Source organism: Wolbachia endosymbiont (group A) of Epistrophe grossularia (assembly GCF_947251435.1).
Classification (GTDB): domain Bacteria; phylum Pseudomonadota; class Alphaproteobacteria; order Rickettsiales; family Anaplasmataceae; genus Wolbachia; species Wolbachia pipientis.
The window spans coordinates 340,970-355,140 of record NZ_OX366363.1; the positions used below are offsets into that span (position 1 = coordinate 340,970).

16 protein-coding genes and 1 pseudogene are annotated in these 14,171 nt (G+C 35.0%); 13 read left to right on the top strand and 4 right to left on the bottom strand.

What is annotated here, in order from left to right:
* Positions 1–6 precede the first annotated feature (6 nt).
* From OPR28_RS01615 to OPR28_RS01660, 10 genes and pseudogenes are all read left to right on the top strand, one after another.
* Positions 7–563, top strand: a pseudogene (locus tag OPR28_RS01615) (hypothetical protein).
* 33 nt (positions 564–596) lie between these two features.
* Positions 597–1,784: a phage tail sheath subtilisin-like domain-containing protein gene (locus OPR28_RS01620; protein WP_265023364.1), complete on the top strand. Its 1,188-nt coding sequence runs from the start codon at positions 597–599 to the stop codon at positions 1,782–1,784.
* Positions 1,785–1,795: 11 nt separating this feature from the next.
* Complete coding sequence (locus OPR28_RS01625) at positions 1,796–2,302, top strand: phage major tail tube protein (protein ID WP_265017574.1); 507 nt, start codon at positions 1,796–1,798, stop codon at positions 2,300–2,302.
* An 82-nt stretch (positions 2,303–2,384) separates the two neighbouring features.
* Positions 2,385–2,642, top strand: coding sequence for a phage tail assembly protein (locus tag OPR28_RS01630; protein ID WP_250777628.1), 258 nt, complete (start codon positions 2,385–2,387; stop codon positions 2,640–2,642).
* A 109-nt stretch (positions 2,643–2,751) separates the two neighbouring features.
* Positions 2,752–5,070 (top strand): phage tail tape measure protein, encoded by a 2,319-nt coding sequence (locus OPR28_RS01635; protein WP_265023365.1) that lies wholly within the window; start codon positions 2,752–2,754, stop codon positions 5,068–5,070.
* Position 5,071: 1 nt separating this feature from the next.
* Positions 5,072–5,419, top strand: a complete 348-nt coding sequence (locus OPR28_RS01640; protein WP_265023366.1) for a phage tail protein — start codon at positions 5,072–5,074, stop codon at positions 5,417–5,419.
* The gene (locus OPR28_RS01645; RefSeq protein ID WP_208571687.1) at positions 5,416–5,625 is read left to right on the top strand and encodes a tail protein X; all 210 of its coding nucleotides are present in this window, start codon (positions 5,416–5,418) and stop codon (positions 5,623–5,625) included. Before OPR28_RS01640 ends, OPR28_RS01645 begins: the two co-directional genes overlap by 4 nt.
* Complete coding sequence (locus OPR28_RS01650) at positions 5,626–6,576, top strand: contractile injection system protein, VgrG/Pvc8 family (RefSeq protein ID WP_265023367.1); 951 nt, start codon at positions 5,626–5,628, stop codon at positions 6,574–6,576. It begins immediately after the preceding gene.
* A 114-nt stretch (positions 6,577–6,690) separates the two neighbouring features.
* Entirely contained in the window at positions 6,691–7,131 is a 441-nt protein-coding gene (locus OPR28_RS01655) for an ankyrin repeat domain-containing protein (RefSeq protein ID WP_320157038.1), read from the top strand.
* Between the two features lie 37 nt (positions 7,132–7,168).
* Positions 7,169–7,384: a hypothetical protein gene (locus OPR28_RS01660; protein ID WP_265023753.1), complete on the top strand. Its 216-nt coding sequence runs from the start codon at positions 7,169–7,171 to the stop codon at positions 7,382–7,384.
* A gap of 51 nt (positions 7,385–7,435) precedes the next feature.
* On the opposite strand, the gene OPR28_RS01665 is transcribed toward OPR28_RS01660, so the two are convergent.
* Positions 7,436–7,906, bottom strand: a complete 471-nt coding sequence (locus OPR28_RS01665) for a phospholipase D family nuclease (protein ID WP_265023369.1) — start codon at positions 7,904–7,906, stop codon at positions 7,436–7,438.
* Between OPR28_RS01665 and OPR28_RS01670 the strand changes: the two genes are divergently transcribed.
* Together OPR28_RS01670 and OPR28_RS01675 are read left to right on the top strand one after the other, a co-directional pair.
* Complete coding sequence (locus tag OPR28_RS01670; RefSeq protein WP_265023370.1) at positions 7,905–8,822, top strand: patatin-like phospholipase family protein; 918 nt, start codon at positions 7,905–7,907, stop codon at positions 8,820–8,822. The genes OPR28_RS01665 and OPR28_RS01670 overlap by 2 nt on opposite strands.
* On the top strand, positions 8,812–9,429 hold the full coding sequence (locus OPR28_RS01675; protein WP_265023371.1) for a hypothetical protein: 618 nt from the start codon (positions 8,812–8,814) through the stop codon (positions 9,427–9,429). Before OPR28_RS01670 ends, OPR28_RS01675 begins: the two co-directional genes overlap by 11 nt.
* A 46-nt stretch (positions 9,430–9,475) precedes the next feature.
* On the opposite strand, the gene wmk is transcribed toward OPR28_RS01675, so the two are convergent.
* The 3 genes from wmk to OPR28_RS01690 all read right to left on the bottom strand — a co-directional run bounded on the left by wmk (position 9,476) and on the right by OPR28_RS01690 (position 12,802).
* The gene (gene wmk, locus OPR28_RS01680; RefSeq protein WP_265023372.1) at positions 9,476–10,432 is read right to left on the bottom strand and encodes a WO male-killing family protein Wmk; all 957 of its coding nucleotides are present in this window, start codon (positions 10,430–10,432) and stop codon (positions 9,476–9,478) included.
* A 170-nt stretch (positions 10,433–10,602) separates the two neighbouring features.
* Positions 10,603–11,802: a hypothetical protein gene (locus OPR28_RS01685; protein ID WP_265023373.1), complete on the bottom strand. Its 1,200-nt coding sequence runs from the start codon at positions 11,800–11,802 to the stop codon at positions 10,603–10,605.
* Between the two features lie 331 nt (positions 11,803–12,133).
* Positions 12,134–12,802, bottom strand: coding sequence for a JAB domain-containing protein (locus OPR28_RS01690; protein WP_265023374.1), 669 nt, complete (start codon positions 12,800–12,802; stop codon positions 12,134–12,136).
* 424 nt (positions 12,803–13,226) lie between these two features.
* On the opposite strand from OPR28_RS01690, the gene OPR28_RS01695 reads away from it, so the two are divergent.
* Positions 13,227–14,132, top strand: coding sequence for an Rpn family recombination-promoting nuclease/putative transposase (locus OPR28_RS01695; RefSeq protein ID WP_265023375.1), 906 nt, complete (start codon positions 13,227–13,229; stop codon positions 14,130–14,132).
* Positions 14,133–14,171: the final 39 nt, after the last annotated feature.

Here is a 14,171-nt window from a genome sequence, read left to right on the forward strand (position 1 = left end):
AAAACTGTGAGCATTTACATACGTTTTGAAAATCACAAACAAGTAGAAACAACAACGCTTGAAAGCAAGCCAACTGGAAATGATTGGTACGAAGCGCCAAAGAATTTTGATTGGCAAAAAAGCTATTGTTTAACAGAAGGAGGAGAAATTGCTCAGCGGAGTCAAGAGGATATGGAGGTGGAATTACTTGAAAATGCGAAACTTTCTGCACTTGATAGTGTGCGTTTTTATTTTAATAACTATACTAACGAATACGCTGGAAATTCTCACCAAAAAGCTAAATCTTATGAGATTCAAGCGGAAGCCGCAAAAAGCATTCTAGCAGCACCAGAATCTATAGATGAAAAGGATAAAGAAATTATAGAACCTTTAGCAAAAGTCCGTGGTATTACGGTTATTGAAATGGCAGGAATAATTGAGGAAAAAGTGAAAAAAGCAGTAAAAGCAATAATTAAATGTGAAGAATTGACGGATATAGCTGAAAGGAAATCGGTGAAGCTAAAAATAAAGAAGAACTGCAAACTTTGCTAGATGATTGTAAACAAAAAATGCAAGAAAGTTAAATTCTTTTCAAAAATCAGCGTACAAGAAAAAAAATGACAGAACAATTTTTACATGGCGTAAATGTTATTGAGGTAACCTCAGGGGCAAGAACAGTACGTACAGCTAAATCATCAGTGATAGGTGTAATTGGTACTGCACCTGAAGCTGATGAGCAAAAGTTTCCGCTAAATAAACCAGTGTTAATTGCAGGAAGCTTAAAAGAAGCAGCAAGACTTGGAAAGAGTGGCAGTTTACCTTCTGCAACAAACGGAATATTTTCCCAGATTGGTGCAACAGTAGTAGTTATTCGAGTTAAAGAAAGTGAAAACAGCGATTCAAAGCTCAAAGAAAGTGAAACTATCCAAAATATAATTGGCGGTGTTGATAAAGAGACTGGAGAGTATCAAGGGATAGAGGCATTCCTCAGTAGTGAAAGCATAGTTCATATTGCTCCAAGAATATTAATTGCACCTCAGTTTACTCATCAGTTACCTGAAATAGATGGAGTAAATCCAGTAGTGAGTGCTTTAATTTCCATAGCAGAAAAATTAAGAGCAATTATTGTTGCAGATGGACCAAATACTAATGATGAAGAAGCAATAAAATGGAGAAAAAGTGTAGGCAGCTCAAGAGTTTACGTAGTTGACCCTTGGGTTAAGGTATTTATTGAAGGAAAAGAAGGAACCTTGCCAGCAAGCCCATTTGTAGCTGGTTTAATAGCAAAAGTAGATAGCGAACAAGGATTTTGGCACTCACCTTCAAATAAAGAGATAAATGGTATTGTTGGAACAAGCAGGCCTATTGATTTTACGCTCGGTAATACAAATTGTAGAGCAAACCATTTAAATGAAAATGAAGTAACAACGATAATTCATCAAAATGGCTATAGGCTTTGGGGAAATAGAACATGTTCAAACGATTCGAAATGGGCTTTTCTATCAGTAAGGCGCACTGCAGATTTAATTAACGATAGTTTACTTCGAGCTCATCTCTGGGCAGTTGATCGCAATATCACAAAAACTTATATAGATGATGTGATTGAGGGGGTGAATTCATATTTGGCCAATTTAAAAGCCCAAGGAGCGATTATCAGCGGAAAATGTTACGCAACTTCAGAATTAAACACACCAGCAAACATCGCAAGCGGAAAAGTATACTTTGACTTTGAGTTTACACCACCATATCCGGCTGAGCAAATAATATTCAGATCCCATCTTGTAAATAATAGTGTAATAAGTTAGGAGAAAGCGAAGTGTTACCCAAAATACTGAGAAATTTTAACGTATTTGTAGATGGTCGTGGTTATGCAGGAAAAATAGATGAAATAACCTTGCCAAAACTTACCATAAAAACAGATGAATATAGAGCTGGTGGTATGGATATTCCAATAAATATTGACATGGGAATGGAAAAGCTTGAAGCAGATTTCACTTTTTCTGAATACGATACAGAACTCTTTAGGCTATTTGGTCTAATAAATGGGAATTCAGTTTCTTTGACACTCAGAGGTGGAATGCAAGGGAGTGGTAGTAATGATATTGAAGCAGTAATAATCAATTTAAGAGGCATTTTTAAAGAGTTTGATTTTGGTAACTGGAAACCTGCTGAAAAAGCAACGCTGAAGTGTACTGTAGCTGCTCATTACTATAAACTTACTATAGGTGGTAATGAGTTAATAGAAATCGATGCTGAAAATATGATTAGAAAGATAAATGGTGTTGATCAGATGGCACTACTTCAAACGGTGCTTGGAATATGAAGATTTTTAGAATTCTATTTTTTAGATGTTGATCAAATAGTTACAACATTTTACAAGATTTTATTTTTTATAGGAGAATTTTATGCAAACTATAACACTAAACAACCCAATAACAGTTGATGGTATTTCTGTCTCAGAACTTACCGTTAGACGTCCAAAAGTTAGAGATTATCTAGCTATTGAGAGACTTAATGGTAGTGATCTAAGTAAGGAAGTAACTTTGACTGCCAATTTGACATCAGTTGCAAAAGAAGCGATTGAAGAGTTAGATATTGCTGATTATGTGAAAGTGCAAGAGGTATTAAAGGATTTTTTTTCACCAGTTATTCAAAGGACTTGAGGTCAGAAGTATTAATGTTCAGCTCTGTTGTAGGGGGCGGGGTTGAGCAAATACTTGAAATGGAAATTAATGAATTTATCCTATGGAATGAAGCAGCGAGGAAGGTACAATGTCAACGTTATCTATAAAAATTGGAGCAGTCCTAGATGGCAGTTTCAGTACTGTAATAAAAGGAAGTAGCAGTCAACTTACTCATCTTGGTGAGAATATAAGAAAGCTTGACTTATCTTTAAAATCAGTATCAAAGTTTAAGCAGTTAGGTCATGATGTTTTGACTAGCAAGAGGTCATGGAAAGGCTTTGAAGATCAAGTAAAATCTTTAGCTAAACAAATGAAGGCAATAGAGAAACCGAGCAAAACTTTAAAAGCAGAATTTGACAAGGCCAAAACCTCTGCAATAAAAGCAAAAGAAGCATATTTGAAAAAGAGAGATGCTTTGCATTCATTTAATGAAGAAGTAAGAAAAAGTGGAAGAAATATTAAGTCATTAGTAAGCGACCAATATAAACTTGGCTCGTCCATTGAAGCGCTGAAAGGCAAGTATGGTAAGCTTGGATCTGCAATACGTAGTCACCAAAGTTTTTTAGCAAGCAAAGCACATTTTAAGTCAAAAATTATAGAGACTATTGGGCTTGGACTAACGCTTGCAGCGCCAGTTAAAGTTGCTATTGATTTTGAAAGTGCTATGGCTGATGTTACAAAAGTAGTTGATTTTAAAAAGGGAACGAATGAAGCAACTAAATTTGCCAAAGGGTTAAAGGAAATGTCAAGAACAATACCATTATCAGCCGCAGAATTAGCACAAATAGCTGCAAGCGGTGGACAGCTTGGTATCAAGAAAGAAGACCTTTTTAATTTTACAGAAACAGTGGCAAAAATGTCTACAGCATTTGATATGTCTGCAGAACAAGCAGGAGATTCTATAGCTAAACTTTCTAACGTTTATGGAATTAATGTTAGTGAAATGGAACACGTTGGTAATGTGATCAACCACTTGTCAGATAACACTGCTGCTAAAGCAAAAGATATGGTTGAAGCTCTAGCAATAGTTGGTGGTACTGCAAAGCAGTTTGGATTAAAGTTTGAACAAACAAGTAGCTTAGTAAATGCTTTCATTAGTTTGGGCAAACAACCAGCAAAAGCTGCAACTGCTATAAATGCACTACTTTCAAAACTTCAAACTGCTGAAGGTCAAGGAAAAGAATTTAAGGAAGCACTAGAAGAAATGGGCATAGCCGCAGAAGAAATGGTACAAAGGATAAGTGAAAATGGGGAAAAAGCACTACTTTACTTTTTTCAAACTCTAAAGAAAATGGATAATCAGGAACGTTCTACAATCCTTATGAAACTTTTTGGTCAGGAATATCAAGATGATATTGCATTATTAGCTGGAAGTTTTAATAAGTATGAGGATGCAATAAAGTTATTGGCTAATACAGAAAAGTATGGAAGCTCTCTGCAAAAAGAATTCAAAAATCGTGCAGACACTACAGCCAATAAATTAAGACTCCTTCGAAATGCAATAGCTGAAGTTGGTATGAACCTGGGCTCGGTGATGCTGCCTACTTTAAAATTTATAGCTGAATTTTTACAAGAAAAAACTAGGAGCATAGCCTTATTTGCAGAAAAATATCCAACCTTAACTACAGCAATCATGGGAACTATAGCAGCTTTAATAAGTTTGAAAATCTTAGTAGTGGGCTTAGGTTATGGGTTTACTTTTTTAGCAAGTACAGTTCTCGGTTTAAGAGCAAAAATAATTGCAACATTTTCATTTTTATCAGCTACAGTTTTTCCTGCAGTAATAACAGGACTAAGAGCAGTAACACTCGCTGTAATGAGTAACCCGATTGGATTTTTAATAGCAAGTCTTGTTACTGGTGCAGCTCTTGTTGTGACTAACTGGCAAAAGGTGAAAGACTTTTTTTCTAGCTTTTTGGAATACATAAAATCACTCATTAAACCTATAGGAGAAGCCTTTTCATGGATGAAAAATACAGTTAGTAGCATATTTGGAAAAGTGTCAAAAAATAGTCCAGTAAAGGAATTTGAAAAGAGAAAAACTGTTATTTCGTTAGTTGATGGAGAAGCTAGCAATGTACTTTCTAAAAATAGTGTTTTTAATAATGGGAATCCTTTATCAAATAATAATGTGATGAAAGAAATTTCTAAAAATAGCTGGAATAATGTTAAAATTAAACATGCTATCGCAGAAAAGAAATCTGTAGTAGATGAGAAAAATCTAAAAGAGTACGTAAAAAGCAAATATGAAAATAAAACTTTTAACCAAACTCAACATAATTATTTCAACATAAGTGTACAAGCAGCACCAAATCAAGATGTTCGTAGCCTTGCTGATGAAGTAATAAAAAGGATAAGAGAAAAATCACGTGATGTTCTGTTTGATACCATAGACCCTGTTTATTAAAATGTTGTCTCTTGGCCCGTATAAATTTGTTCCAACAAGTTTAAAGTATAATAGAGAAAATCGTTGGAGCACAATTGAGTGTATTGAAAATATGCCACTATTACAAAATATCGGTCAAGGTATAGAAGATATAGATTTAGAAGGAACGATTTATCTACATAATCTCAATGGGCTAAATCAATTAAAGAATATGAAAGAAGCTGAAAAACCACATGTTTTAGTAGATAGTTTAGGTAATATTTTAGGACAGTTCGTAATTACCAGGTTAGAAGAAAAGCAGATGTATTTTTTACCTAGTGGACTACCAAGAAAAGTTGAATTTAGTTTGAGTTTGAAAAGCTATAGATGATTATATATTACTTAGCCAAAGAAGGAGAAATGCTAGATCTGATTTGCTGGAAACATTACGGATTTACGGATGGAGTAGTGGAATTAGTACTAGCAGAGAACTTAGGTTTGGCAGAATACGGAAGCTTTTTGCCTGCAGGATTAAAGATAAAGCTTCCTACTATTCAGAAACCAGTACAAAAGTCAAAATTAAAGGTCTGGGAATAAATGCAGCCAGATTTTATAATAGATAAATGTGAATCAATTAAAGATAGAGTCATATCATTGCGCCTTACCGATGAATCTGGGACAATAGACGATGTAGTTGAAGTACATGTTGATTATAGGGACGAAGACATAGATATTCCAAATGAATTAAACATTGCTCTAGGTTATAGAGAAACAGATGTGTTGCCAATGGGTGTATATACAGTTAATGAAATTACAGTGCAAAGTCCACCTAAAACCTTACTAATAAAGGCTCATGCAACAAATTTAAGACTCTCATTAAAAGAAAAAGTATCTAAAGAATGGCATCAAATTACTCTAGGTAACTTGGTTAAGGAAATAGCAGAAAAACACGGATATGGGTGCAAAGTTGCAGAAGAATTTGAAAATGTGTTGATTCTACATATTAACCAAATAGAAGAAAGTGATATAAGTTTACTAACAAAAATAGCAATAGAACGCGAAGCAATGGCAAAGCTAGCTGGAAGATACATACTCTTTATTCCAAAAGGCAAAGCAAAGTCGGCAACTGGAAAAGCTTTAGGAACAACAGCTATTAGACCTCAAGACACGATAAATTGGAAAGTGCATTTTACTGTGAGTAGGTACAACTCAGTGGTTGCAAAATGGCATAGCTATGAAAGGGGTGAAACTATATCAGAAACAGTTGGCTCTGGTAGTCCAAGTTATACTATACAAACACTTTACTCTAATGTAGAATCAGCACTAAGTGCAGCAAATACTAAGTTAAAACAACTAAAGCGAAATAATGCAGTGTTAGACATCACTATGCCTGGTAATCCAGAACTATTTGCAGAGGCGAAACTTAGCTTGTTAGGGTTTCATCAAGATATAGACGGTGAATGGGTAATTGACAGAGCAGAACATGTGTTAGATAGTTCAGGTTATCGCACTGTGTTATCAGCATCAACGTTAAGAAAAAATCAGTAAACCAAATGTTTAATGTTGAAAAAAGTATTGAATATGAACAGAGACTCAAGAAATAAGCTACATTTTTGGTGGTTTATAGTAACAGTAGTATGTGTTATTATTACCTGTTGCTATATGAAAGCAAAAGCTATAGACAATTATAAAACAATATTACAAATTGCTTCTAAGAACTGCAGTTTAGCAGTCACAGAATTTTCAGTAAAAAACCTATTAGATATTAACACACAAATTCCTATGATGAGAGCTTTGCATTATTCATCTGGTTCAGGGTGTCTGCAAGTTGTAAAGTTTCTTGTAGAGGAAGGAGCTGATATAAGTGTCACAGGTGGATATATGGGATGGACAGCCTTGCACCATGCTGCAGATAAAGGCCATTTAGAGGTTGTTAAGCTTTTATTAGACAAGGGTGCAGATCCCACTGCTACAGCTAAAGATGGAAGAAGACCTAGAAATATGGCTGTAGTAGAGTCACGACACGATAAAAATAACAAAGATTACGATAAAATCATAAAGCTACTTGCAAATGCTGAAGAACAGTATAAGTCAGAGAAGTAGTTTGCTACAAGCAATTATTCATAATAAATTTATATCCATGCAAAATCAAAAAATCCCAATTACAGTAATTGTAACGATGTTAATACAGACCGTAGCAACAATTTGGTGGCTTGCCAAGCTAGATTTACGGGTTCACATGCATGATAAATTTATAGAGCAGAACAACGGATTGACCGTTACGGTATATCGTCTGGAAGAGCGGGTAAAAAATCTTTCTGAGGAATTGGACGAATTTAAAGCTGATTTAAAGTAATTATTCTTCTACTTTTGGTGTGTAAGCATCAGATTGGGATTGACGATCTCTCTAATTTTCAACGTATTGCTCAACTAATGAAGGATCGCCTGTTATAATTAGTAGATTCTCAGCGTTTCTTTTCTGCGCAGCGTCAGAGAAATTGAAAGATCCTGTTATGATTTTTTGCTCATCAATAATCATAATTTTGCTGTGTGAAATTGCAGGTCTATAGTCTATGTATATCGGTATTTTTTGCCTAAATAATTCATTGATGACACTGTATTTTGAGCTGACCTGTGATTCATCTAGGATAACCCTAATATCAACACCACGTTTTTTTGCTCTAATTAAAGATTGTGCAATAGGCTTTGAAGTAAATTGATATGCCTGAACCAACACGGATTTTTTAGCATGACCCACAGAATCAATTATTAGATTGGTGCAATTTTCTCTAGGAGTGAAACATACAGTAGTACTTGAACAAGAAACACAACCTGATAAAAGCAAACAAGTTAAAAAAATCAATAAATATCTAAACATGGCCAAATATATTCTTTCAGTCGACGGTGGAGGTATAAGAGGTATTATACCTGCTATTGTTTTAGCTGAAATAGAGTATAGAACAAAAAAGCCAATCTCTCAAATGTTTGACTTAATGGTCGGAACTTCTACAGGTGGTATTATCGTTGCCGGATTATGTAATAAACAATACTCTGCTCTCGACTTAGTTGATCTATATCAGAAAGACGGGCCACATATCTTTAAGTCTTCATTTTTCAGAAGATCAATATTTTCCTGGCTAAATTGTGCACAGTATTCATGCAAAAATATTGAATGCGTTCTGAATAGATATTTTGGTGATTCTACTCTTGCAGATGCAACAAATAATTTAATGCTTACAAGCTATGATATTAAGAACAATTATCCCTTCTTCTTTAAAAGCTGGAAAGAAGATAGAAATTTTATCAAATTGAAAGATGCATTACGAGCTACAACTGCAGCACCTACTTACTTTATACCTAAATATCTTAAAATCAACCAAAAGGAAATGGTACTAGTGGATGGCGGGGTATTTGCCAATAATCCAGCGGCTTGTGCATATGCAAGTGGTAAGAGATTATTTCCTAATGATGATATTCTACTGTTATCGATAGGTACTGGCAGAACAGATAGAAGTATAGGGTATTCTAACTCAAGGAGATTTGGAAAGATAGGTTGGATAAAACCGCTGTTGAACGTAATGTTTGCCTCAAGTTTAGATGCAGTAAATTACCAACTTGATCAAGTTATAGCTGATAAATATATACGAATACAATCGCAATTAAAAGTAGCATCACCTGAGATGGATAATATAACACCTAAAAATATTAAATATCTGCAGCAAGAGGCGAATGCAATGATAAAGGACAATCAGGAATTAATAGATAAATTTTGTGATTTTAAAAGTGCCAAATAAAATAAAGAAGTTATACAAAAAAGCTAAAAAAGGCCTACAGAATATAGTCTCGCCAAAAAAACAACGCTCTGAAGTTCCGGTAAAAATTCAAAATCCTACAGCTAAAGTTGAAAAGCCCACTGAAGAAAAACAAAAGGATTTAGAAGGAAAAGGCTTAAAGAGAGGCATCAGCTTCAGAGGTAGCTTTCAAAAGGCAAAAGAGAAAATCAGAAGCTTAAGAACTGAACCTAAAGAAAAAACAATCAAAAAGGGCGGCATGTTCAAGAAGTTCAAGAAAAAAATCAAGAGCCTAAATCCAATCAAGGTTAAAAAAAATAAGATCATTGGAAGCAAAAAGTTAGCATTTTTACTGACATCTGGCACGATTGTAGCAATTTTACCAATGTTCAATTTGAACCCCTTTCCAGCATTAGCAGTAACTTCTGCATGTGTTTTCAGTATAAACTTTATCGCAGTCAAAACATTGAAGAAGTTTATCAAACAACGCAAATTAGCAGCAGAATCTAAAGAAGTAGCCGAACCAAACAAGCCGGAAGAGGAAATTCAAGATGTATCGGTTGAACCGGTAAAAGAAAAAGCCGCAAGCAAAACTTCAGAGAAATCTTAAATAGATTAACTATCTTCATCTATATCATAATATATTATGTAAATTATCATAGTTTTAATTCCGTTGGGAGCGTAAGTTGCGCAATTTCCTCAACAGTCAAGCTAGTTATTGAAGAAATAGCATCAGCAGAAACACCTAGTATAAGTAGATTATTTGCTACTTTGATTCCCTCTATTTTATCAATCTTTTCTTTGTAAATTCGCTTTCTTTGCAATAAAAATTCTACCCATATATCCAGTTCATCTTGTGATTCTTGATTGTTAATTTTTTTTAACTCTCTCGCCCAGCTTAATAGCTCTTTTTCTCCTTCACTATCTGTATCTTCGTCTTCACAACAGTTTTCTTCCGCTACCAGATCTTCAGCATTCACTGATAATTTTCTTGCTATTTCCCATAACCTCTCACCGAACATGGTGCTTCCTTGTTCATAGTAATGTATCTGTGGACCTCCTATACCAAGCTCCTTCGCTAATTCCTCTTGAGTATATCCCCGTATTATCCTCCACTTTTTCATTCCATCCCTCTTGTTGGAACGCTTAGAACTTTTTTCTTCTTTATTTTCATATTCATCAACTGATAAGCCTGTTGCTCGGTAGATAATATCAGCATCAAATTCTAACTTGAGCATATTTTTTGCCATTCTTATTCTTGCTGCTTTTATAGCACTTTCTTCCTCAGCTCGGATAGATTTGGTTAATGCGTAGATTGCCTTGCGTCCCCTTGTTTTTTCTATAAAATTGGACATCCATTGAGTCTTATCACAACAACGATTTTCTTTGAGTACTTTTTGTCTAGGAAGTAGATCACTAAAACTAACTGATAATGCGTCTGCTATTGTTTGTAACTCTTCATCTGGAATGCCACATACCCCTAGTTCATATCTTCGCAGCGTATGATAGTTTATACCTGTTTTGCTTGCTAAGTCTTTTACGGTATATTTTCTTTTTAACCTCCAGCTTCTTACTTTTTGCGCTATTTTGTATCTTATAGAGATATTTGCCATGCTGCAACGGTTTTACGGAAATAAACATGTATACCCTGTTAATAGGCTTTTTGCTATAACCTACTTTGTCAAAAGATTAAATTTAGCTTATGTTTATTGGAAGAGCTCGGCTTGGACTGCGATTTATATAAAGCTTTTACGCAGTCCAATTTGAGAAGGAAGTCCTTTGTTTAACGTTTCCTAAATGCTTCTTGGCTACCTCCACATGCCCTATTTACCCACAACAGTGTTTCACTTGAGTGATCCGCCCTTATCTCCTCTTTGGCCTGCTCTTTACTCCACATGCCACTTCTTGTGAAACTTCCTCTTTCTACAGCTTCTTTGACTGTCGTTCCCCCAAAGAGGCAACCTTTTCCTATTATTTCACCTCTTTTTTGTAGTTCAGACCACATTTCTGTATCTGCTACTCTTACCTGTACTTGGTCTGCTTTGTGGTACAGTATAACTCTTAGTCCACCAATGCTTGTTGGAAATGTTACCTCAAAAACGCTATTGTCCGATATATCAGTGTAATTTCTCTCACCTCCTTTCTCGTTTTTGACTTCAAATTCTCTATTGCCTATTTTTATGATGTTACATCTGTTTAGACCTAAGCCTTCTATTACTTTTGCAGGCTCTACTGTGCTACCCTCAGAAAATTCCGTATACGATGTTGTATTGTCTATTTCCACATCTATTACAGCTCCTTTTTGAACAGCACTTTCACCGACTTTCCTCAGTTCTTCAAGTTGCTTGTCTAGCTGTGGCTGCACCTCTTTTTGCAGTTCGTTATAAGTTTCACCTACCAGCTCATTCTGCAATAGCCTGTCATGAAACTCTGCACCCTTCAGCATTAATTCACGCATTATTTTTTTTAGTTCACCTTTTTTGACTTTGTGAAAATGTGTGCCTAATATCACATACTCGGAAAAACTCCATTCTCCTTCATGACATGCATTTATCCTTATTCCAGCAGATAGAGCTTGATCCACAACCTTATGCATCTCTTTTGGGCTGCCTGCTTTTACCACTGCACTTTTAAACCAGCTCAACTTTTTATTTTCCCTTGCACTTAGCTTTATTTTTTGCAGGCCTGAGGCAAATGGATTTAACCCCTCTGGATAATCTTCTTGATTACTTGCTGGTTTTGTGCCATAAATACGGTCAAGTCCTTCTTCGAAGTTTATTTGGTTTTCGCGACCATCTCTACTAGGGGAAGGCATTGTACCTCCAGGATTCTGGTTATTAATTTTGCTCACAAAGTTAGACGGTTGTATATCAATGCCCTCAAGAGCACTAAATATTTTACCCAATAACTTGCGGTTAATATTGAACTTGTGATTCTTTTTACTTGGGTCTTTTCGAACCATTGTAATTTTTTTACTAGCCATATAAGCCTCCTATATTAAGCATATTATCTAAGTCTATAGCGCAATTTATTGCTTTACTATTAACTTAATATACAAATATTAGAAAGATCTTGTATGGTTTGCAACTATTTATAACAAAAGAATAGAGCTTTTTGGGCTTTTATTCGTTTATTATAACTTAACATGCAAGTTATACAAAGATCTTGTATGTTTTACAACTTTTGTTATGTCTTTTTCCAAATCTCAGCTATAGAAATACGCTTTTCTTAAAGCACTTATATTCATATTTCGTATTGTTTCCACTAGCAGTGGTAGCCAAACTTCCCAAACCTGAAAAATTTGGCATCCATCTTTATAGCAGCTCTCTTTCCTTAAAGCTGCAATATCCTTTGTCCGTCACAATAATGTGATCCTCTAGCTCAATTCCCACCCCTTGACATGCTGACACTAATTCTCTAGTCATAACTTTATCATCTTCTGATGGTTCTAAACTCCCTCCTGGATGGTTGTGAGCTAATATTATCGATGCTGCCTCCATTGATAATGCCTTTTTTACCACTTTCCTTTCAGATAGGTGCACCTCATCTATTGTACCAAAATACACTTCATCTCTTATCAGACGGTGCTGTTTATCCAAGTATATTATCAGGACAGCTTCTTTTGCTGAAAAGCCTATGTTTACCCTTACATACTCTATCAGCTTCTCTTGGCTATCCATTACTGGGCCTCTCTTTAATCCTTCTCTGAGTGCTCTTTTATAAGCTTCTTTTACACATTCAATTGCTGCAGCTGCATGTTCGGTCATTCCTTCTATCATTTTCAGATCATCGATTTCTCGTCCCAAAATTTCTCCTATTCCTGGGCAGTTATCCATTAGAGTTTGAGTAACATCTTGTGCTTGCTTTCTGTCGTGAACTGCTCCTAGAAGCACTGACACTATCTCACGATCAAATAAAGCACTTCCTCCTCCGCTTTGTAGTACTCTCTCTATTTCTTCTGTAAGTTTTTCACTATTATTCATAAAATATACTCCTCGTTAATAACAAATTGTTTTTAATTATTTACTGCTGTTTTTTATCAGCATTGGCATAAAGCCATAGCTTTCGAGTGAAGTCAAATCAATTTTTCAATCTTTTTTACTTGTTTTTTCATCAAGAAGTAAAGATATTAATAGATATTTTAATCAGACTGATTTTTTATGTAAAAAGTTTTTACTATTTTGAAAAATAGAATTGTATCGAGAGAGCGTATCTCTATAGCATCTAGGCTTTTAAGGTGCTTTATAGAAGAGTTGGTAAAAAAAACGTTAAAGTACAAAATGCTATTCTATGGTTATCTATGAAGGCTGTTTTTTTACCAACATATTCAGAACTTAGAAAAACAAAAGAGTTGAATATTTCTTCAGGATTGTGTATAACTGTTAACGTCCTATAGGTTTACTTATTATGGCTCTTTCTAAGTTTCTCGATCCAAAAAATGATATATCGTTCAAGCGCATCTTTGGTACTGAAAAGAATAAAGACATCCTCATTCACTTCATTAATGATATTCTTGGCTTCACTGGCAAAAGTACAATAAAGGATATAGAGTTCTTAAGTACTATTCAAGACCCTGATATTGCTTCTAAAAAGCAGAGCATTGTTGATGTTCTTTGTAGAGATGAAAATGGGCTGCAGGTGATAGTTGAAATGCAGGTCGCTAAAACCAAAGGCTTCGAAAAACGTGCCCAATACTATGCTGCTAAAGCTTACTCAAGACAAGCTGATAAAGGTGATCAATACCAAGACCTTAAGGAAATTATCTTTATTGCTATAGCAGATTGTATACTGTTTCCGGATAAGGCTGAGTATAAATCAAAGCATACTATTCGGGATGAAGAGACTAATGAGCATGATCTAAAAGATTTTTATTTTATATTTATTGAATTGCCAAAATTTCCAAAAACCAAAGAGGATCAGCTTTCAAGTATAGTCGAGAAATGGGTTTACTTCTTCAAATATGCAGATGAGACTAGTGAAGAAGAGCTGGAAAAAATAATAGGTAGTGATCTAATAATTAAAAAGGCCTATGAAGAGCTAAATAGATTCAACTGGTCAGAAAAAGAATTTATTGCTTATGAACAAGAAATAAAGCGTATTCTTGATGAACAGGCTGTCCTTGCTCAAAAACTTGATGATGCTAAACAAGAAGGCATCCAAATCGGCCATGAAAAAGGCAGAGTGGAAGGTCGCAAAGAAAGGGATATTGAAGTAGCCAAAAACTCACTCAAGGCCAGTGTCCCTATAGATGTTATAGCTCAAATTACCGGTCTCTCTCATTCTGAAATTTTACAACTCAGGGAAAAAACATAAATACTACAACTTATTCACTTCAACATTTATGAAAATCTT